Source organism: Cellulosimicrobium sp. 22598 (assembly GCF_052044445.1).
Classification (GTDB): Bacteria; Actinomycetota; Actinomycetes; order Actinomycetales; family Cellulomonadaceae; genus Cellulosimicrobium; species Cellulosimicrobium cellulans_G.
This window is the reverse complement of the sequence record NZ_JBQEMZ010000032.1, coordinates 1-17,365: the sequence shown is the minus strand read 5'-3', so window position 1 is coordinate 17,365 and position 17,365 is coordinate 1. Positions and strand designations below refer to the sequence as shown.

Genomic DNA, 17,365 nt, shown 5'->3' with positions numbered 1-17,365 from the left:
GGTGCGCCCGAAGGGATTCGAACCCCCAACCTTCTGGTCAGGAGCCGACGACTGGCCGGAGCTCGACGAGGAGGCGACCGTGATCGTCGGGCCGTGGGGCCGCGTGGGATGAGCGCTCGACGGGCGGAAACCGGTACGAACCTGTACGCCCTGCACATGCGTACCAACTCGCCATGGACCGACCCGATCAACTCCTGGCTCGTCGCGATGCGTGCGACGGGCCGGCCTGAGACCACGCTGCGCACCCGCAGCGAGCACCTGCGCTGGCTCGCCCGCTGGGCGGGCGCGCGCGACCCGTGGAGCCTCACGACGGACGACCTGCTCACCTGGATGGGCACGAAGGCGTGGGCTCGTGAGACGCGGCGCGGCGTCCGCTCGAGCCTGCGCGGCTTCTATCGCTGGGCGGTGGCCACCGACCGCACGACCCGCAACCCAGCCGAGGCGCTGCCCTCGATCCCGCCGGCGCAGCCGCGACCGCACCCGACGCCGGACCGCGCGTACCGGATGGCCGTCATGGCCGCGGGCGTGCGCGAGCGGCTGATGCTGCGCCTCGCCGCCGAGTGCGGGCTGCGGCGCGCCGAGGTCGCGCAGGTGCACTCCCGCGACCTCGTCGAAGACCTCGGCGGCTGGTCCCTCGTCGTGCACGGCAAGGGGGCGCGCGAGCGGGTCGTCCCGCTGCCCGCGAGCCTCGCCGCCGAGCTGCGCGCGCTCGGGGCCGGCTACGCGTTCCCGGGCGACGACCACGGGCACCTCTCGCCGCGGTGGGTCGGCAAGCTCGTCGGCCGGCTGCTCCCCGAGGGCTACACGATGCACTCGCTGAGGCACCGGTTCGCGACGAAGGCGTACTCGATCAGCTCGGACATGTTCACCGTGCAGGAGCTCCTCGGCCACGCCTCGCCCGTAACGACGCGCGTCTACGTCGCGCTGCCCGACGACGCGAAGCGGCGGCTCGTGCTCGCCGTCGCGAACGACCCGATCCCAGATGCCCCAACGACGAGACGCGCCCGCGTGAGTTAGGTTCGCCTAACTACGCGGGCGCGTGTGCGTCGTTCGCGTCTTCTCCTCTCTCCCCGTGGGTCGCGCGGGGAGAGAGGAAACCAGGGGGGCGCGGGAGTGTCCGCGGGGTGGGGGGGTCCAAGAACTGGCGGGCCGCTACGCTCCGAGCATGACGACGACCGCGCGCTTCGTTCCCCGCCCCGGTGCTGCGCAGGCAGTGTGGGGCCTGTTCTTCTTCGCCCTCGGTGTGGCGCTGCTGCTCGGCGCACCCGTCGTCGAGGTCATGACGGCAGACAGCTACGCCGAGCCGGACTGGGCCCCGATCCTGCTGGGGTTCGGTCTCGCCTCGGCGCTGCTGGGTGCGTCGTTCGGGTGCTACGGGCTGTACGCGCTGCTCACCGTGCGCGGCGCCACCACGGCTGCCGAGCCTGCTCGAGCCGCTCAACCCGAGTCGTCAGGTCAGTGACGATTGACCTCGTCGCCTTCCCGTCCTGCTCGATGCGCACGAGGTAGTCCTTCATCGACTGCCCGCTGTTCGGCTTGCTCTGGTGCTCGATCTCCTCGGCCGCTCGCCGGGCGAGCCTCTTGCCCTGTACGGACGTGATCAGCGCGCCGAGCTGCGGGCCGACGAGGACGGCGAGGATGAGCACGACGAGGACCGCCGCCTGCCAGGGGTTCACGACAGACGACACGTCCACGTCGATCGGGCTATCCATCCCCACGGGTGGGCCTGTACCCGAACGCGAGGGCGTTGGCCGCGCCAGAGATCGCGCCGGCCACCGCCGCCCACGCGGGCAGGTTGAGCGCGATGAGCGATGGCGCGACGCCGAGCCCGAAGGTCAGACCGACGACGTAGGCGACGGTGCGGACGACGGGCGGGACGGTCGGGGAGCGCTGCTCCTCGTTCACAGGGGCTCCTTCGTGCCGGTGATGGCCTCGCGGGTGTTGCGGTGCTCGGCGGGCTCGTAGCGGAGCAGATCGCCGGCCGCGACGGGCTTCTTGGTGATGGTGTGCCCGAGCTTGTACTTCCAGGTGTCGGCCGGGACGTTCTTGAGCCGGGCGTCGACCGCGCCGAGCTTCGCGTCGAGCGCGTCGAAGCGGGCGTCCATCCACGCGACGATCTGGTCCAGTCGGGCTCCGAGGTCTGCGTCCATGACGTCTCCGATCTTGAGCGCCCACGCGCTCGTGTCGTTCTCGTACAGCGCGCCGTGGCGCACGCTGATGTGGAAGTGGCCGGTGTGGGGGTTGACGCCGTTGTAGGGGCGCCACCCGCTGCCGGGGGTCCAGATCTGCTCGTCGTAGATCAGGTAGGCGGTGCGCGGGTCGAGCGTGAGCGCCGCGACGAGCGAGTGCACGGGGATGCCGTCCACGTCGAAGTCGCGGGCGCGGATGACGCCGGTCGGCGGGGCGGGGTTGTGGTCGGAGGGCCGCGACGCGTGCGCGGCGTCACCGATCGCGCCGTCCGAGGACCGGTCGCGGCCCGGCCAGGCGGCGTTGATCTGGTCGCGCAGCTTGTTCAGGGACGGGGCGACGTAGCTCATGCGATGTCCACGAGGTAGGTGATGGTGCCCTGCGCGCGGGCGCGGGAGGCGCCGGTCTGGTGCGCGACCGCGACGGCGCCTCCCGAGGTGACGATCGCGGTGCCGGCGTAGTTCCCGTCGAGCCATCCGCCGCCGAACGCGTCACCGCCGACCGGGCGGATCGCGGCGGGCAGGCCGGTTGCGATCGTGGCGACGCCGACTGCGACGGTGCGGGTGTTGTCGAAGCGGACGACGACGAGCCGCCCGACACGCTCCCACGAGCAGGCGCCCGACCCGGACGACAGGGCGAGGGTGCCGGAGGCGAGCACGGGGCTTGTGCCGAACGCGTCGCCGAGGTCGTCGTCGATCCCATTGGCGAGGTTCTCGACCCAGAACGGGACGTCGGGGGTGTCGTCGGGGTCGGGTGTGGTGTAGCCACGGTTCGGGGTGCTCATGCTGCTCCTGTGGTGATCTGCCCGTTGTCGGGCTGGCGGGTGCGGACGCGGGCCGTGCCGGGACCGAGCTGGAAGTCGACGCGGGAGATCACGACGGGCTCGACGGGGCCGGTCGGGAGGCGGACGAACGCGCGCATGTTGGGCCGTGCCCAGTACGGGGCGTGCGCGAGCTCGAACGACAGCTCACGGCCGCGTGTCATGGCCCGCGACAGGATCGTCTGCGCGGAGCGGTCCGCGGCGGCGGCGTTGCCACGCTGGGCGAACTCGTGCGCGACGGGGTGGCGGCCGATCTGGGACACGGCGAGCGGCCCGGTCGTGACCTGCGCGACCCGCCACGGCGTCTCCCCGCCCGACCACCGGTAGCGCACCGCGGCGACGTTCGCGAAGTCCTGCGTCGACAGGACGGCCTCACTGCCGGTGATGGTGCCCCGCTCCCCGACGCTGAACGACCCGGCGTTGACGTTGTCACCGAGCGCGTTGCGCTTGCGCAGGACCCACGTCGACAGGCCGTCGTGGTAGAACCACCCGTCGACCCGGGTCGCGAAGTCCGCGACGGCGGACCACGCGTTGTCGGAGTACGCGGCGACCTGTACGAGCTCGCCCGCCCCGGCGCCGGGCATGAGCGCGCCGGCGAACGGGGACACCTGCACGTCGATCGTGCCGGTCGGGTCGTGGTAGGCGATGACGTCGCGCGCGGCGAGCGTCGCCGAGGCGGACCCTTCCCACGAGAACGACGTGAGCGAGGGCAGGTCGAGCACGACCTCGTCCGACGTCGCGGTCAGGTCCATGGTGTTGTCGGGGCGGCGCACGTTGCGGTCGGTCAGGATGAGCGAGGCCGCGAGGTGGACGTCCTCGACGCCGTCGGGGTAGACGTACCCGGCGAAGAACTGCAGGCGGGGCCGCTTGCGCGCGTCGAACAGGTCCAGGGTCGCCTGGTCGTCCGGGACGCGGGCCTGGACGGACGCCTGGACGTACGGGGACCACAGCTCGTCGAACGTGAGCGTGCCGGACACCATGTCGACCGGGACCGGGTCGGCGCCCGGGGACGGCACGAGGTAGACGTAGGTCACGTGGCGCAGGTCGCCCAGGATCGCGGAGACGGCGCGCCCGTCCCACGGCGCGGTCACGCTCACGACGTCGGCCCGATCAGGAGGTCGGTGAACGTCGCGTAGGCGGCGGCGACCTCGGCGAACGACCCGTAGGTCGACGCGAGGGCGTCGAACGTCCACCCGACCGCGCCGAGGAGCGGACCGCTCGGCGGGTCGACCTCGACGTACCCGACGGTCACGGCCCACCGTGAGGTGTGGCCGCCGGGTATGGCGGCCACGGTGAGGAAGTCGATGCTCGTGCTGGTCGCGAGGTGATACATGTCCGCGCCGGGCAGGCGAGGGTGGCGGACCTGGAGCACGTCGCCGCGGGCGGCGAGGGCGACGACGGCCTGCGCGGTCGCGTAGTCCTCGCACCACACCCGGTACTGCCCGGCGCGGGTGCGCAGCGGGCCGATCGTGACCAGCGGCGCGGCCCGGCCGATGACGTCGTGCACGGTCGAGGACGAGGCGCGCTGCTCGCCCCAGCCGTCGGCGAGCACGAGGCGCAGCGCGCGGCCGAGCTGCGGCAGCGCGACCGGCGCGAGCTGCGGTCGGTCGACGCCGTCGAGCGTGGTCGTGGTCGACGCCTGCTCGGTCGACGTCGTCAGGGCGTCGCGCACGGTCACCCGGTACTCGATCGGGCCGACGAGCGCGCCCTCGGAGTCGTTCACGCCGAGCGTGCCCGAGGACAGGGACGCCCCGTCCGGGAGGCGCACGTCGCGGGTGCCGTTCGCGTCCGTGCGGGTGAGCGCGACGAGGTCCCACTCGGCCAGGGTCTCCCCGTCCGGCCACACGATGACCTGCCGCACGGTGAACCACCGCTGCGCCGTTCCGCTCGCGGTCGCGACGAGCACGTCCACGTTCGCCGTCGCGGCCGCGGCGACGAACGTGAACTCGAACGGGACGTCGTCCTCGGTCGTCAGCGGAGGTGTCCAGGACGTGAGCGTCCCGACGCCGGCCTTGACGGTGAGCACGGACGCGCGGCGGCGCGCGAGGATGCGCACCCGGTACGTCTCGCCGACGTCCAGACCCGTGAGCTGCAGGCGCCCGCCCTCGTCGGGGCCCGCGGTGATCTGCACCGAGTTGGGCCACCCGTTCCCGATCGTCGCGCCGCCGACCGCGTCCCACTCCGCGACCTGGGCGGGCGAGACCGCGCCGCCCGCGCCGCGGTAGTCGCGCACGAACGACGGCGCCGTGCCATCGGTCACGACGGCGAGCGTGACCGAGGCCGACTCGACGTGCGGGGTCGCGACGATACTCACCATCAGACGGCCTCCCTGCCGTTGCGCGAGGTGACCGGGACGGCCGGGGGCCTCACGAGCGACGCGGCAACGTCGAGCGCGGTCTGCAACGCGTTCGTCACGTCGTTGAACTGGACGCCGACCTGGACGTCCTTGCCCGTGATCGCGTCGATCTTGGCCTGCGTCGCCTTCGCACTGTCGTCGTCGGTGACGTCGATGACCTTGCCGTCGGGCATGACCTGAATAGACCTGGTGACGCCGTCGATGGACACCTGGAGGTTCTGCACCTCGCCCGTGCGCGCTGCGGTTGCCTGGGCGTCGGCGATCTGCGAGGCCGACGCTGCGTCGGTCGCGTCGCGGTACGCGTCGGTCGCCATCTTCGCGGCGTCGATGCCCTGCCGCTCGAGGTCGAAGTCGGCGGTCACGTCCTTCGTCGCCTCGGAGATGTCCTCCGACGCGCGGCGGTAGTCGTCGGCAGCGATCGTGCCCGCGTTGTACGCGTCGAGGAGCTGCATCTGCTTGTCGTGCTGCACCTGGTCGATCTCGTTCATGGCCTCGACGTCGCCGGCGCGCGCGCGGATCACGGTCGCGAGCTCCACCTCGAGGTCCTTCGCGAGCCCCTTGCTGAAGTTGAGCTTGTCCTGGTTCTCGGTCAGCTCGCGGATGTTCGCGAGGAGCTGCCCCTGCTCGGCCGCGGCGGCGCCCTGCTCGATGATCGAGTCGAACATCGACGAGACGTCCGACTGGACGGCCTCCTTCGCCGCGGTGACCTGTCCCCACAGCGCGGACGCGATGAGGCCGCCGGCGACCATGGCGGCGCCGGCCGGGCCACCGACCTCGGCGCCGATCTCGACGAGCCCTTCGGACAGCGACGTCGCGAGCACGCTCGCGTCGATCGACCCGTCGGCGAGCGCGCTGCTGATCTGCCCGAGGATCTCGGAACCGGTCTCGTTCGCCGAGGCACGCATCTCGGATCGGAAGTTCGCGTCGAAGATGTCCTGCGACGAGAGGCTGTTCTCCTTGAACGAGTCCTTGACGCCCCGCGCGCCGTCGTCGGCGGACCGGCGCACCTCGCGCACGGCCTCGTCCCACGCGCGCGCGACCCGCTCGGCTGCGGTCTCGCCCTCACGCCCGGCCTCGTCGACTGCGTCCTCGACGCCGTCGAACTCGCGCTCGACCCGGCTCGCTGCGTCGCCCCACGCCGCGCCCGTCTCCCGGGCGGCGCGCTCCCCGGCGTCACCTGCCCGCTGCGACGCGTCCGACGCGTCGTCGAACACGTCGGCGAGCTCCTCGACCTTGTCGACGGCCGACTCCATGCCCTTGAGGAAGGGGGCGACGTCCGCGACGAGCGGTATCTCGATGCCCTTCGCCACGGTCTACCTCCTCTCGAGGGCGTCGTAGGTCTTGCGCATGACGGTCTGGACCCAGAGCTGGGTGAGCCGCGGTCCGAGCTCGCGGAACGCGGGGAACACGACGTAGCCGCCGCGGCGGTAGACGACGAGCTGCCGGTTGGGCCACCCGTGCACGGTGTGGCTACCGCCCTCGGGCGAGCGTCGCGGCCACGTGCCGCGCTGGTCGCGACGCCTGGAACCGGCCTCGAGCACGGCCGCGGCGTTCCCGGGGCGCAGCCCGCCGCGCAGCGGCCGGACCGAGGATGCGGCGATCGCCTTCGGTGGGTTGCCGGCGGCGATGCGCGCGCCCTTCGCGAGCGCGGCCTTCTCGAGCGGGGTGCGGGCCTTGGACGTGACGAGGTTGCGCCAGACGGGGTTCATCGTGTCGCGGGTGCCCTGGCTGATCGCGCGGCGTACCTCGCGCGGCAGGGCCTTGACGGACACGACGACGGCGCGCAGCTCGCGCCGCGCGTACACCGACGGCATCATCCTCGCCACGGGGTCAGGCCGCGGGGACGAGGACGGGCTTGGTGCAGGGCAGCGTGGTCGTGGTCGTGGGCCACGCGCCGTTGCTCCCGCCGATCGCACCCGGGGTGACGGTCACGGTCGACGTGAACGACGGCCCGGCGGTCGCGTCGGGCCGGAACGTGATGTCGACCTGCTCACCCTCGTGCGCGTGCAGGAACTCGCCGAGCGAGCCCGGCGTGTCCCAGTCCTGCATGTACCCGATCGCGACGTTCCAGTTCGCGGGCGAGGTGTCCGAGTGCGTCTCGCCGTCGCCCCCGGTCCACGTCTGCGGCGACGTCGAGGGGGTGAACAGCACGGACTCGGTCGCGGCCTCGTAGTCGTCCGCGTCCACGGTGAGCTTGTACTTGCGCAGGATGCGCGGGGTGACGGCGACGGTAGCCATGGTCAGGACTCCTCGGTGGTGAGCAGGGTGCGGTGCGGGACGGTGATCTGGAAGGCGTGGAACTCGGCGAACATGTCGCGCGACCCGCCGGTCCAGTGCAGGTACTCGTGGTCCTCGATCGCGGCGAGCACGGCGTCGAGGTTCGCGTCGAGGTCGGCCTCGGCCTTCGCGATGTCGAGGAACGGCGAGACGAGCCAGACCGTGAGGACGTCGTCACGCGACTCGTGCAGGTCGGCCCGCTCGATCGACGAGCGCGAGACCATGACGGTCGCGCGCTTCGCGTTCTCGAGCTGCGTGAGCGTGTCGAGCACGCGCACCGTGGTGAGCTTCGCCTTGAGGTGCGCGACGAGGTCTTCGCGTGCGGTGCTCATCCGATCACCGGGACGCCGTCGTCGGGCCGGAGGAGGTTCTTGACCTGCCAGCCCATCGGGTAGACCCGGACCTGCGTCCCGTCGGGGCCGATCATGTCTCCCCCGCCGGTGCGCTCGAACGTCCACTGCGCCCGCGCCTGGAGGAGCTGCGCCTCGCGGAACCGCTCGGGGACGGGTAGCGGGTCGCCGTCCTCGTCGACCGGGGGCTCCTGGTACTCGAGGCACAACTCGTAGGCCACCTGGAGCAGGCGGATGAGGTCGGCCTCGTCCTCCGGGCCGCCCTGGTCGGGCCAGGCGGTGGCTGCCTCGGATGGCAGCCACCACCCGACCGCGACCTCGACGGGGGGCTCGCTCACGGCGTGGGCGCGGTGTACGACCAGGTGCGGACGCCGGTCGGGCGCAGCACGTGCGCGGCGACGTAGGCGAACAGCGCGAGCTTGATGACGCCCGGGCCCTGGACCTCGTCGAATCGGAACGTGAGCACGTTCGACTCGCCCCACAGCACGTCCTCGGGGACGATACCGATCGCCTCGCCGGCGTCGACCTTGCCGGCGCGGATGAGGTCGACGCCCTGCACGCTGATCCCGCGGAACCCGGCCGCGGTCTGCCCGGCCGCGTTCGTCGGGTTGAGGTACGGGTAGCGGGCACGCCCGTCCCCGGCCTGCTCGAGCGCGATGCCCGAGTAGAACGTGGGGTTCGCGGCGATGAACGCGGGCGTCAGGTCGCGGTCGTCGAGGAAGTCGATCAGCTCGGCCTCGAGGCCGGCGCCGCCGACGACGGGGACCGCAGCGCCCGAGTACGTCGTCGCGGCGTACCCCTCGGTGACGTCGCGGTAGTTGCGCAGCATCGCGTTCAGCGCGAGGCGGTCGATCGCCGGGTTGGACGAATCGACGAGCTCGCGCGAGACCTCGAACGCGCCCGACACGGCCTTCGGGTTGACGGTCGTGTCGTCGACCGTGAGGGTGCCGGCCGCGACGTGCGCGGTGCCCTCGACGTGGTCGCCCACGCCGGTGAAGTCGCCCTCGATCGGGATGCGGAACGGGGTCGCGTCGGTGAGGGTGATGCGCGCCTCGCCGAGCCGGGACACGATCGGTCGGCCGCGGTCGATCGCCTGGACGAGCATCTCGCCGCGGTAGCCGGGCGGGATGATCTCGGGGAACCCGGACCGGATGGCGGCGAGCTCGACGAGCTGCGCGTTGAACCGGTGCAGGCGCGCCGCGGCCTCGGTGTCGCCCGACATGCGCGCGTGGAACGCGTCGCGCACGAACGAGTGCTCGCCGCCGTCGAAGTAGACCTCGGCCTCGGTCCCGACCTGCGCGTGCGCGAGGGGGTTGGGGGCGGGCGCGGCATGCGGGGCCGGGGCGGCGGCCTCGGCCGTGGGGGCCGGCTGCGCCGGGGCGGGGGCCGGCGCAGCCGGGGCCTGCGGGGCGGACGCCTGCGCGGGCGGCGCGGGGACCGGCGCGGCCGGGGCGGTGCCGTCCGCGTGGACGATCGTGGGCGGAGTCGCGGACGCGCTCGCCGTGACGGGCAGTCGTCGTGCCATGACGGTTCCTTCCTGGGTGTCGCCGGCGAGCCCGGCAGACGCGGCGTCGTCGGCGGGTGCCGCGACGGTGTCGGTGACCTCGTCGATCCGCGCGTCGTCGAACGCGGGGACCGAGACGTGGGAGACCTCGAGCAGACGGCCGCGGGCCATGACAGGGCCTTCGTCCTCGTCGGACCAGAGCCGGGACCAGGCCTCCTCGACGACCTCGGCGTCGAGCTGGATGCCGATGCTGAAGCCGGTGCGCGAGCCGAACGTCGCCTCGCGGATCACGCGGTCGCCGGTCTCGGTGCTCTCGACCTCGAACGTGCCGTACACACCGTCGTCGGTGACCTCGAAGTCGGTGGCGTACCCGGCGGTGATCCGCCCGTCGTGCTGGAACAGCAGCGGGATGCGCTCGGCCTCGGAGACCCGCAGCGACTCGGCGTCGAACTCGAGCTCGTACCAGCCGAGCTGCGCGGGCACGCCGAACGGGACGATGAGCCCGCGGATGGACCGCTCGCCGACGCGGGTCTGGGTGCCGGCCGTGAGGCGGATGAGGCTACGCGGCATCGGTGGTCTCCTCGGTCTGTTCGATGGGCGGCAGGTCTAGCCACCGGTCGCGGGCCTCGTTCACGGTGACGAGCTTCTTCTCGACGGCGACGCCGGCGGCGTTGATCACCTCGGCCGTCGTGCCGCGCACGTACCGGGTGGTGTCGAACGACACGACCTGTCCGCGCGGCGTGATGTCGGGCATGGACAGCCGCTCGACGATCGCGGCCATGTACGGGTTGACCGCGACGACGCGCTCGGCCGCGATCTGCTCCTTGTTCGTGTACGTCATGCCGGACTCGGAGGGGGCGTTGATCTGCTGCGACTCGAGGTTCATGAGCTGCGCGATCGCGACGTCGGACCGCTCGCGCGCCTGCGCGAGCTGGATGCGCGCGGCGTCGAACTGCACGGCCTCGTACTTGAGGCGCCCGATCCACCGGGTCACGCGCTTGCGCGAGCCCGCCTCCCACTGGTCGAGGAGCTTCTGCACCTGCGCGTCGGTGAGCTTGTCCCGCCCGGTCCCCGTGGCCTGCGACTCGTCGCGCAGCACGCCGAGCGGGACGTCGATCTCGGCGTACCGGCGGACCGCGGACTCGAGCTTGAGCGCGGTGCGCAGCACGACGGCGCCCCGCTTGAGCAGGCCACCGGTCGGCGAGTCGAACCGGACGAGGTCCGTCAGCGGCACGTTCTCGCCCTTGTACGTGACGGTCTGCGTGGAGGCGTCGATGCGCAGGAACCGCAGGTCGAGGTGCTCGAGGAAGAACGGGAACCCGTTCGCGTCGCGCACGGGGCGCCCGTCCGGGAGCGACCGCGGGACGCGGCACCACGCGTGGGGCTCGTGCACGAGGTCGGCGACGAGCCGGTACTTCCACGTCGAGGCGGTGAGGTAGGGGTCGGGCTGCTCGAGGAGCGAGCGGCGCACGAACTGCCGGTCGGGCAGGGTGGGGGCGGTGCGCCCGTCTTCGCCGAGCGCGACCCTCGTGCACACGAGCGGGAACCCGGAGATCGTCCCGGCAATGACCTGCTCGCCGCGGGAGACGGCCGGGATGGTCACGGCCTCTTCGCGGCGCACCCGCTCGGAGTCGACGTTGATCCCGAACGCAGCGGCGATCCCGGGCGGCAGGTCCGCGACCTGCGCGACGTCCCCGGCGGTGCCGGGGAGCGTCGCGGAGGCCGTCGTGATGCCGAGCCGGTGGAGGAGCTGCACGCCGTCACCGTGGGCGAGCGCGCCCGGCCGGGTCCAGCGAAGCCATTTGGCAAACGCGAAACCGGGCCGTTCAAACGGTCAAACGCCGGACGGGAGCATGATGCTCGGCGGGTCGAGCGGGGCGTCGGCGTGGTCGAAGAACCACGCCGCCATCGTCCCGGCGTCGAGGCCGGCGATCGACCCTGCCGAGCCGCGCAGGTCCCACACCCACCGGTTGCCGAGGGTCTTCTTCGCGGCCTGCCCGGCGACGTGGTCAAGGTCCTCGTGACCGACGTACGCGAGCTGCCCCTCGACGATCGCGGCGAGCGTCGCGATGCACGAGGTCGCCATCTCGGCGTACCCGATCCGCTCGAGCACGTACCCGCGCCGCTCGAGCTCGTCGCCGACGTCGGTCGCCGGGCCGAACCGGTCGTAGCCGACGGCGATCGGGTCGCGCGCGTCGATGAGCTCGGCCATGCGGTCCGCGACCCACGCCGTACCGTCGCGCGCGTCGAGCACCTTCCAGCGCATGAGCCGCTCGTCGCCTGGCTCGCGCCACGCCGCGAGGATCGCGGACCGGGACCGGTCCGGCGCGCACGCGAACGCCATGGCGACGGGCACCGTCGGGACGGGCAGCGCGTCCCGACGAGCGTCGACCCACGGGCGGAGCGGGATCACCGACTCGACGGTCTTCGTCCACCGGTTGCCGTAGGCGCGCAGAATCTCGCCGACCGCGCCGCGCCGGGCGAGCTTCGTAATCTCGGTCCGCACGGCGCGCTCGTTGAGCGTGTACCCGCGCGCGGGCATGTGCGAGAGCAGCGTCTCGACCGCGGCCTCGAACGCGTCGCCGTCGGGGTCGGTCTCGAGCCCGTGCTGCACGTCCTCGTGCGCGTCGTCGGGCAGGCCGAGCTCGAAGTACGCGACGCCCTCGCGCACGCCCGCGGCGACCGCGGCCCGGCCCGCGTCCACGTCCTCCTTGAGCCAGACCGACGCGTCGGTGCCGGCGGTCGAGTGCCGCCAGTACTGCCCGCCCGTCGTCGTGAACGTCGGGCCGATCGCCTGGTCGAGCGCGCGTCCCTCGAGCAGCGTGAACGCCCAGTGCTCGTCGACCATGACGAGCTCGTTCGGCTTGCCGTGCAGGGCCTCCTCGCCCGGGGCGAACACCCGGAGGAACGACCCCTGCCGGCGCAGGTACAGCCCCTCGCTGCCCTGCGACCGGCGCACCGTGGCGAGCGGCGAGAGGACCGAGGACTCGAACCGGACGGCGTAGTCCTCGATCAGGTTGTCGCGCGCGTCCTGCCGGGTCTGCGCGGTGTACCAGCATCGCGCGTACCGCTTCGTGAGCGCCCGGTGCAGGCCGATCGGGCCGTCGAGCGTGGTCTTGCCCTGCTGCCGCTGCACCGTGATCAGGACGTCGGTGTACGCCCACGACCCGTCCGGGAGCACCTCGAGCGCGACGTCGGCGACGTGCCGCTGCCACGGCATGAGCGGTGTGCCGGTGGCGGCGGCGATCTTCGCGACCGCGCCCCCGAACGTCGGGCGCTCGGGGGTGCGGGGCGTGCCGGTGATCCAGCCCCTCACGACGCGGCCGGGGCGGGCGCGTCGGGCGTGCCGAGGTCAGCGAGGAACGCGTCGAGCCGCTCGTCGACCTCGGGCGCAGCGGCGGCCTTCACGGGCGCCTCGGCGAACCGGAGCAGGACGAGCACCTCGCGCAGCTCGCGCGACGCCGCGGCGACGGCGTAGGGGTCGGGCTTCGTCAGGGTCGCGTGGTCGACCATGCGCGCGAGCGAGAGCGCCTGCCACGCGAGCGGCTCCTCGGTCGCCGAGAGCGCCTTCTCCTTGCGCGCGGCGCGGATCGCGGCGAAGACCTTGCGCTCGGTCCGGCCGAGCCGCCGCTTCTCCCCGGTCGGCGTCATCGTCAGGTCGAAGAGCTCTTCGTCCTGCGGCGCGGCCGGGGCCTTCCTCTTGGTCACCAGTCCCACTCCCTCTCAGGGTTGAGCACCGCGGCGAGCTGCTCGCGGCGCAGGTACCACTCGTCCACGGCCCGCTGGTGGCGCGCGCCGCGCGTCGAGTCCGCGACGCGGGCGCGCACGGTCACCGGCCCGGGGTCGACGACCTCGACCGTCCACCCGTCGGCGACGTACTGCCGGAGCTGCGCGACCGTCGGCGTCGCGTGGATCACGAACACGCGCGCACCCGACGCCGCCGGCAGCGACACAGCGCGGCGCAGTGCAGCGGACCGCGCGCCGATCGCGACGTTCCGCACGTGCTGCGGGTAGTCGTGCCCGACCGCGTGCGCCATGCTCACCGGCGCGAGCGCGGCGGCGAGCCGGTCGAGGTCGACGACGACGTCGCCGCGCTGCGCCCGCTCGAGCGCGTGCGTGGTCTTGCCGCCACCGGGCGGGCCGATCAGCACGGTCACCGGGACCGTCGGCCCGGCCTTCGTCGCCTGCGTCCCGCGACTGAGGTTGCAGCTGGCGCACGCGGCGCGGCAGTTCATCGGGTCCCACTTCGCCCCGCCGTCGGCGAGCGGCACGATGTGGTCGACGTGCGTCGCGTGCTCCCCGCACACCCCGGCGCCCTTCGGGACCTGGCAGCGGTACCCGTCCCGGGCGAGCACGGCCTCGCGCAGCTTGCGCCACTGACGCGTGCTACCCGCGGCCCACGAACGGCTCACGGCTCACCGGCCAGGCGCCACGCCTGCACGACGTGCGCAGGCAAGTACCGGCCGCGCTCGGGTACGTCGATGCCCTGCTCGCGCGCCCACCGGCGCACGTGGCCGACGTCGTAGGTGCCCTGCGCCTTGGCGACGTCGTCCTGCTCGACGCACCGCTCGAGCTCGATGAGGACCGACCGGGCCCGCGCGGCGAGGGTCTGCGTGCGCTGCCGCGGGGACGCCTCGGCGCGCGCCAGCAGCTCGGCGACGGACCCTGCGCGCGGGCGCTGCCCGACGACGTCGAAGCGATCGCGGCCGATGTTGATCCGCATCCCGAACTCGCGGCCGAGCTGCACGACGGCTCGCCGCGGGACGCCCGTCGTCGCGCACACCTGCGCGATCGTGCGTCCCGCGGCGAGCATCGTGTACACGCGATCGCGCAGCGCGACCGATCCCTCGGTCACCACGCGGCCCGCCAGAGGATCGCGAGCCCTGCCGGTGCGGCGAGCCACGTCGCCACGTTGAGCGACCACGCGAGCACCGCCCACGGGTTGATCACCGGTGCCTGCTCCTCGTCCATCACTTCCCGCCCTTCGTCTTCGTGAGCCCGGTCGCGAACGCGACGGCGTGCTCGTCGTGCTGGAACATCGCGACGGCGAGCGGCTCACCCTCGACGAACACGGCGAACCACACGTCGCCGGTCGCGTCGGTGAGCCGCTCGACCGTCGCGAACGTCACGCGGGCTCGCCGTCGTCGTCGGCGAGCGAGTACGGCACCGGGGCGTCGAGGTCGAACTCGGCCGCGACCCGGAGGAGCGGCGCGGACAGGACCGTGCCGACGAGCGTGCCGTGCGAGTCGTAGTGCCGGACCTTGACCTCCATCCGGTCGCCGATCGGGGACGCGGCGACGGACAGGTCGCGCACGGACTGCGGGTCGACGCCGCCCTCGACGAGCAGGACGTACAGCCCGAACGTGAACCCGAGGTCACCCGGGAGGTTCTCGACCTCGGCCTCGGCGGCCTCGCCGTCCTCCTCGGCGCGCGCCTGCTCGACGCCGTCGGCTGCGGCCAGCTCGACGTCGGCGAGTACCTGCGCGTCCTGGTCGAACGCCTCGGCGACCTTCTCGTCGATGGTCGTCTCGACCGGGGCCTCGTCGGTCTTCTTGCGTGCGGTCACGATGGTTCTCCTTCGATCGGGTCGAACAGGGTGTCGTCGTGCGCGGCGATCGCCGGCACGTCCAGCAGGGGCAGCGGCGGCGCCGTCCACCCGTCGCCCCGACGGCGCTCCTCGCGCCGGCAGAACGGGCACAGTGGTTCGTCCTTCTTGGTGCGCTTGTCGGTGCGCTCGCCGTGCGGGCACGTGGGCCACTCCGCGGCGCGCCGGGTGTTGAAGTCCTTCATCGGCTCGCTCCGATCAGTGCGACGTCGGCCAGGTGCTCGATGAGCTGTTCGCCGAGGAACTGCGTGTAGGCCGGCGGGATCGCCTGCGTGGTGCCGTGCCACGACGCCCACGGCATGCCCATCGCGTCGCGCGCGTCGTCGTCCGACGTCGCCTTGGCGCCGCGCCGCGTGCCGTCAGGCCGGCGGTACTCGTGGTCGTTCTGGGGGTGGTCGCCATAGACGCCGGTCGGGCGGCCCTGCGTCCCGTGCATGCACGGGATCGACGGGAGGAAGATGTTGGACTCGAACAGCCGATGACGCCGGACCCGTAGCCCGAACGACGACCCGCAGAGGAGTACTGGGTCGACGAGCGCGGGGCGGGCGCCCGCGACGTTCTCGATGATGTACGGCTTGCCCGTCGCGACGAGCGCGTTGCGTGTGGCCGGGATGAGGTCGACGTGGACGCTCTTGTCCGGCGTGATCGTCGAGTGCGCCTGGCACGGGGGCGAGGCGTGGATCGCGTCATACTCGTGGCCGTGCTCGCGCACGTACTCGATCGCGTCGGCCTGGACGAACTCGAACGGGTAGAGCGGCTGATCCACGATGTCGACGCCTACGACGTCGAAGCCGGCGCGGTGGTAGCCCATCCCCGCGCCACCCTCGCAGCAGAACAGGTCCAGCAGGCGCGGGCGGCTCACCGGGTCCTCCCCACGCCGAGGCGCTTGCACAGGACGGCGGCGCGGTCTCGGGCCTCGGGGCCGATCGTCGCGAGCTCGTGCTTCACGAGCAGGTAGCCGTGCCACGGGTCGCCGTCGCCCGCGTCGTAGCAGATACGGAGCAGCTCGTTCTCGTCGATCCGCGTCGTGTCGAGCGCAGCGAGTGCACGACGCGTGTTCGGCTCGTGCTTGTGGATATCTCCGCCCGCCCCGCCCGGGTGGTTCTTGGACGGTTCCTGGACGGTTCCTTGTGCGACAGCAACTGTCGGGTCGTTTGCGACACCTACTGTCGGGTCGTTTGCGACACCTACTGTCGGGTCGCTCTTGGACCGTGCGACAGTTCTGTCGGGTCGTGAGGCAGCGAGCGCCAGGTCCCAGACCGTGGGACGGCGGTCGCCGCGGCGGAGCTTCACGAGCTGCTGGTCGCCCTTGCGGATGAGGCCCGCGTCCCGGAGCGCGGCGAGGTGGCGCTCGACGGTGCGGCGGGTGACGTTGAGCTTCTCGGCGATCGTCTCGACGTGAGGCCACGCCCCGGTGCCGTCATCGCCTGCGTGGTCGGCGAGGACGAGGAGGACGCGGAACGCACCGTGCGGGACGTCCTGGGTCGGCGCGTCGTAGAGCGCCCACAGCATCGCGCGGAGGCTCACCGGTGCCCCCCGAGGAAAGCGTCGGCCACCATGGCGACGAGGAGCACGAGCGCACCGATGGCGCTCACCACGTCGAGGATCACGAGCCACTCCCGACGAGCGTCGACTCGTCGACCTCGAGCAGCACCGCGAGCCGCTCGAGCTCGTTGATCCGCCACGAGACCTGCCCTCGGAGGCGCCGGTTCACCGCCGCCTGTGAGATGCCGAGGTGTGCGGCGACCGTCGTCTGTGACAGGCCTCGCTCCTTGATCGCGACCGTCACCGCGTCGGTGACGCGCTCAGCGAATCGTTGACTCATGTGGCTATTCGTACACCGACCTCGAGACGGTCGGCAAGCCAACGATGCGCTCAGCGTGTCGCGGGGGATGTTTCGCGGGTCAGTAGACACCCGGGGCCTGCACTTATACGCTCAGCGCATGAGTACATCGCCGGTGGAGGGTTCAGACCTAGAGACGCCGCGGGCCGCGGTCGCCGCCGAGGTGCGCGCGGAGATGGCACGCGTGCGGCTCAGCGGGCGGACGCTCGGGCGCATGACCGGGAAGTCGCAGGCCTACTGGTCGAGGCGCATCTCGGGCGACGTCGCGCTGGACGTCGATGACCTCGCGACGCTGTCGAGGGTGCTCGGCGTGCCGATGTGGCAGCTCATCGCCGCCGGGGACGACGAAGGCCCCCACCAGGGTGGTCCCGGTGGAGGCCTTCGTGTGGTGCGCCCGAAGGGATTCGAACCCCCAACCTTCTG

26 protein-coding genes are annotated in these 17,365 nt (G+C 72.5%); 3 read left to right on the top strand and 23 right to left on the bottom strand.

What is annotated here, in order from left to right; genetic code table 11:
- Positions 1-156 precede the first annotated feature (156 nt).
- Complete coding sequence (locus tag ACTJIY_RS20600) at positions 157-1,017, top strand: tyrosine-type recombinase/integrase (RefSeq protein WP_440675338.1); 861 nt, start codon at positions 157-159, stop codon at positions 1,015-1,017.
- Between the two features lie 148 nt (positions 1,018-1,165).
- On the top strand, positions 1,166-1,462 hold the full coding sequence (locus ACTJIY_RS20595) for a hypothetical protein (RefSeq protein WP_440675339.1): 297 nt from the start codon (positions 1,166-1,168) through the stop codon (positions 1,460-1,462).
- On the opposite strand, the gene ACTJIY_RS20590 is transcribed toward ACTJIY_RS20595, so the two are convergent.
- From ACTJIY_RS20590 to ACTJIY_RS20480, 23 genes are all read right to left on the bottom strand, one after another.
- Positions 1,392-1,694 carry a hypothetical protein gene (locus ACTJIY_RS20590; RefSeq protein WP_440675340.1) on the bottom strand — a complete coding sequence of 101 codons (303 nt, stop codon included), beginning with the start codon at positions 1,692-1,694 and terminating at the stop codon, positions 1,392-1,394. The two genes, ACTJIY_RS20595 and ACTJIY_RS20590, sit on opposite strands and share 71 nt — an antisense overlap.
- 10 nt (positions 1,695-1,704) lie before the next feature.
- The gene (locus ACTJIY_RS20585) at positions 1,705-1,905 is read right to left on the bottom strand and encodes a hypothetical protein (RefSeq protein WP_440675341.1); all 201 of its coding nucleotides are present in this window, start codon (positions 1,903-1,905) and stop codon (positions 1,705-1,707) included.
- Entirely contained in the window at positions 1,902-2,537 is a 636-nt protein-coding gene (locus ACTJIY_RS20580) for a hypothetical protein (protein WP_440675342.1), read from the bottom strand. The genes ACTJIY_RS20585 and ACTJIY_RS20580 overlap by 4 nt, the downstream gene beginning before the upstream one ends.
- On the bottom strand, positions 2,534-2,971 hold the full coding sequence (locus tag ACTJIY_RS20575) for a hypothetical protein (RefSeq protein ID WP_440675343.1): 438 nt from the start codon (positions 2,969-2,971) through the stop codon (positions 2,534-2,536). The genes ACTJIY_RS20580 and ACTJIY_RS20575 overlap by 4 nt, the downstream gene beginning before the upstream one ends.
- On the bottom strand, positions 2,968-4,098 hold the full coding sequence (locus ACTJIY_RS20570) for a hypothetical protein (protein WP_440675344.1): 1,131 nt from the start codon (positions 4,096-4,098) through the stop codon (positions 2,968-2,970). Before ACTJIY_RS20570 ends, ACTJIY_RS20575 begins: the two co-directional genes overlap by 4 nt.
- 2 nt (positions 4,099-4,100) lie before the next feature.
- Positions 4,101-5,324: a hypothetical protein gene (locus tag ACTJIY_RS20565; protein ID WP_440675345.1), complete on the bottom strand. Its 1,224-nt coding sequence runs from the start codon at positions 5,322-5,324 to the stop codon at positions 4,101-4,103.
- On the bottom strand, positions 5,324-6,673 hold the full coding sequence (locus ACTJIY_RS20560; RefSeq protein WP_440675346.1) for a hypothetical protein: 1,350 nt from the start codon (positions 6,671-6,673) through the stop codon (positions 5,324-5,326). Before ACTJIY_RS20560 ends, ACTJIY_RS20565 begins: the two co-directional genes overlap by 1 nt.
- Before the next feature lie 3 nt (positions 6,674-6,676).
- Positions 6,677-7,189 (bottom strand): hypothetical protein, encoded by a 513-nt coding sequence (locus ACTJIY_RS20555; protein WP_440675347.1) that lies wholly within the window; start codon positions 7,187-7,189, stop codon positions 6,677-6,679.
- Between the two features lie 4 nt (positions 7,190-7,193).
- Entirely contained in the window at positions 7,194-7,601 is a 408-nt protein-coding gene (locus ACTJIY_RS20550) for a hypothetical protein (protein ID WP_440675348.1), read from the bottom strand.
- Between the two features lie 2 nt (positions 7,602-7,603).
- Entirely contained in the window at positions 7,604-7,972 is a 369-nt protein-coding gene (locus tag ACTJIY_RS20545; protein WP_440675349.1) for a hypothetical protein, read from the bottom strand.
- On the bottom strand, positions 7,969-8,328 hold the full coding sequence (locus tag ACTJIY_RS20540; RefSeq protein ID WP_440675350.1) for a hypothetical protein: 360 nt from the start codon (positions 8,326-8,328) through the stop codon (positions 7,969-7,971). The genes ACTJIY_RS20545 and ACTJIY_RS20540 overlap by 4 nt, the downstream gene beginning before the upstream one ends.
- The gene (locus ACTJIY_RS20535) at positions 8,325-10,064 is read right to left on the bottom strand and encodes an HK97 family phage prohead protease (protein ID WP_440675351.1); all 1,740 of its coding nucleotides are present in this window, start codon (positions 10,062-10,064) and stop codon (positions 8,325-8,327) included. Before ACTJIY_RS20535 ends, ACTJIY_RS20540 begins: the two co-directional genes overlap by 4 nt.
- Positions 10,054-11,250, bottom strand: coding sequence for a phage portal protein (locus ACTJIY_RS20530; RefSeq protein WP_440675352.1), 1,197 nt, complete (start codon positions 11,248-11,250; stop codon positions 10,054-10,056). Before ACTJIY_RS20530 ends, ACTJIY_RS20535 begins: the two co-directional genes overlap by 11 nt.
- A 78-nt stretch (positions 11,251-11,328) precedes the next feature.
- On the bottom strand, positions 11,329-12,810 hold the full coding sequence (locus ACTJIY_RS20525) for a hypothetical protein (protein WP_440675353.1): 1,482 nt from the start codon (positions 12,808-12,810) through the stop codon (positions 11,329-11,331).
- Positions 12,807-13,202, bottom strand: a complete 396-nt coding sequence (locus ACTJIY_RS20520) for a hypothetical protein (protein WP_440675354.1) — start codon at positions 13,200-13,202, stop codon at positions 12,807-12,809. The genes ACTJIY_RS20525 and ACTJIY_RS20520 overlap by 4 nt, the downstream gene beginning before the upstream one ends.
- On the bottom strand, positions 13,199-13,906 hold the full coding sequence (locus ACTJIY_RS20515) for an HNH endonuclease (protein WP_440675355.1): 708 nt from the start codon (positions 13,904-13,906) through the stop codon (positions 13,199-13,201). Before ACTJIY_RS20515 ends, ACTJIY_RS20520 begins: the two co-directional genes overlap by 4 nt.
- On the bottom strand, positions 13,903-14,349 hold the full coding sequence (locus ACTJIY_RS20510; RefSeq protein WP_440675356.1) for an Lsr2 family DNA-binding protein: 447 nt from the start codon (positions 14,347-14,349) through the stop codon (positions 13,903-13,905). Before ACTJIY_RS20510 ends, ACTJIY_RS20515 begins: the two co-directional genes overlap by 4 nt.
- 115 nt (positions 14,350-14,464) lie before the next feature.
- Complete coding sequence (locus ACTJIY_RS20505; RefSeq protein ID WP_440675357.1) at positions 14,465-14,623, bottom strand: hypothetical protein; 159 nt, start codon at positions 14,621-14,623, stop codon at positions 14,465-14,467.
- Positions 14,620-15,060, bottom strand: coding sequence for a hypothetical protein (locus ACTJIY_RS20500; protein ID WP_440675358.1), 441 nt, complete (start codon positions 15,058-15,060; stop codon positions 14,620-14,622). The genes ACTJIY_RS20505 and ACTJIY_RS20500 overlap by 4 nt, the downstream gene beginning before the upstream one ends.
- Positions 15,057-15,284, bottom strand: coding sequence for a hypothetical protein (locus tag ACTJIY_RS20495; RefSeq protein WP_440675359.1), 228 nt, complete (start codon positions 15,282-15,284; stop codon positions 15,057-15,059). Before ACTJIY_RS20495 ends, ACTJIY_RS20500 begins: the two co-directional genes overlap by 4 nt.
- Complete coding sequence (locus ACTJIY_RS20490) at positions 15,281-15,961, bottom strand: hypothetical protein (protein ID WP_440675360.1); 681 nt, start codon at positions 15,959-15,961, stop codon at positions 15,281-15,283. The genes ACTJIY_RS20495 and ACTJIY_RS20490 overlap by 4 nt, the downstream gene beginning before the upstream one ends.
- Positions 15,958-16,626, bottom strand: coding sequence for a helix-turn-helix domain-containing protein (locus tag ACTJIY_RS20485; protein ID WP_440675361.1), 669 nt, complete (start codon positions 16,624-16,626; stop codon positions 15,958-15,960). Before ACTJIY_RS20485 ends, ACTJIY_RS20490 begins: the two co-directional genes overlap by 4 nt.
- A 79-nt stretch (positions 16,627-16,705) precedes the next feature.
- Positions 16,706-16,924 carry a helix-turn-helix domain-containing protein gene (locus ACTJIY_RS20480; protein ID WP_440675362.1) on the bottom strand — a complete coding sequence of 73 codons (219 nt, stop codon included), beginning with the start codon at positions 16,922-16,924 and terminating at the stop codon, positions 16,706-16,708.
- A gap of 118 nt (positions 16,925-17,042) precedes the next feature.
- Between ACTJIY_RS20480 and ACTJIY_RS20475 the strand changes: the two genes are divergently transcribed.
- On the top strand, positions 17,043-17,365 hold a 323-nt coding region (locus ACTJIY_RS20475; protein WP_440675363.1), incomplete at its 3' end, for a helix-turn-helix domain-containing protein.

Coding starts and splice junctions, on each gene's coding strand:
- ACTJIY_RS20565 (WP_440675345.1), bottom strand. CDS start 5,324: ATGGTGAGTATCGTCGCGACCCCGCACGTCGAGTCGGCCTCGGTCACG.
- ACTJIY_RS20580 (WP_440675342.1), bottom strand. CDS start 2,537: ATGAGCTACGTCGCCCCGTCCCTGAACAAGCTGCGCGACCAGATCAAC.
- ACTJIY_RS20480 (WP_440675362.1), bottom strand. CDS start 16,924: ATGAGTCAACGATTCGCTGAGCGCGTCACCGACGCGGTGACGGTCGCG.
- ACTJIY_RS20600 (WP_440675338.1), top strand. CDS start 157: ATGCGTACCAACTCGCCATGGACCGACCCGATCAACTCCTGGCTCGTC.
- ACTJIY_RS20595 (WP_440675339.1), top strand. CDS start 1,166: ATGACGACGACCGCGCGCTTCGTTCCCCGCCCCGGTGCTGCGCAGGCA.
- ACTJIY_RS20545 (WP_440675349.1), bottom strand. CDS start 7,972: ATGAGCACCGCACGCGAAGACCTCGTCGCGCACCTCAAGGCGAAGCTC.
- ACTJIY_RS20495 (WP_440675359.1), bottom strand. CDS start 15,284: ATGAAGGACTTCAACACCCGGCGCGCCGCGGAGTGGCCCACGTGCCCG.
- ACTJIY_RS20550 (WP_440675348.1), bottom strand. CDS start 7,601: ATGGCTACCGTCGCCGTCACCCCGCGCATCCTGCGCAAGTACAAGCTC.
- ACTJIY_RS20575 (WP_440675343.1), bottom strand. CDS start 2,971: ATGAGCACCCCGAACCGTGGCTACACCACACCCGACCCCGACGACACC.
- ACTJIY_RS20535 (WP_440675351.1), bottom strand. CDS start 10,064: ATGCCGCGTAGCCTCATCCGCCTCACGGCCGGCACCCAGACCCGCGTC.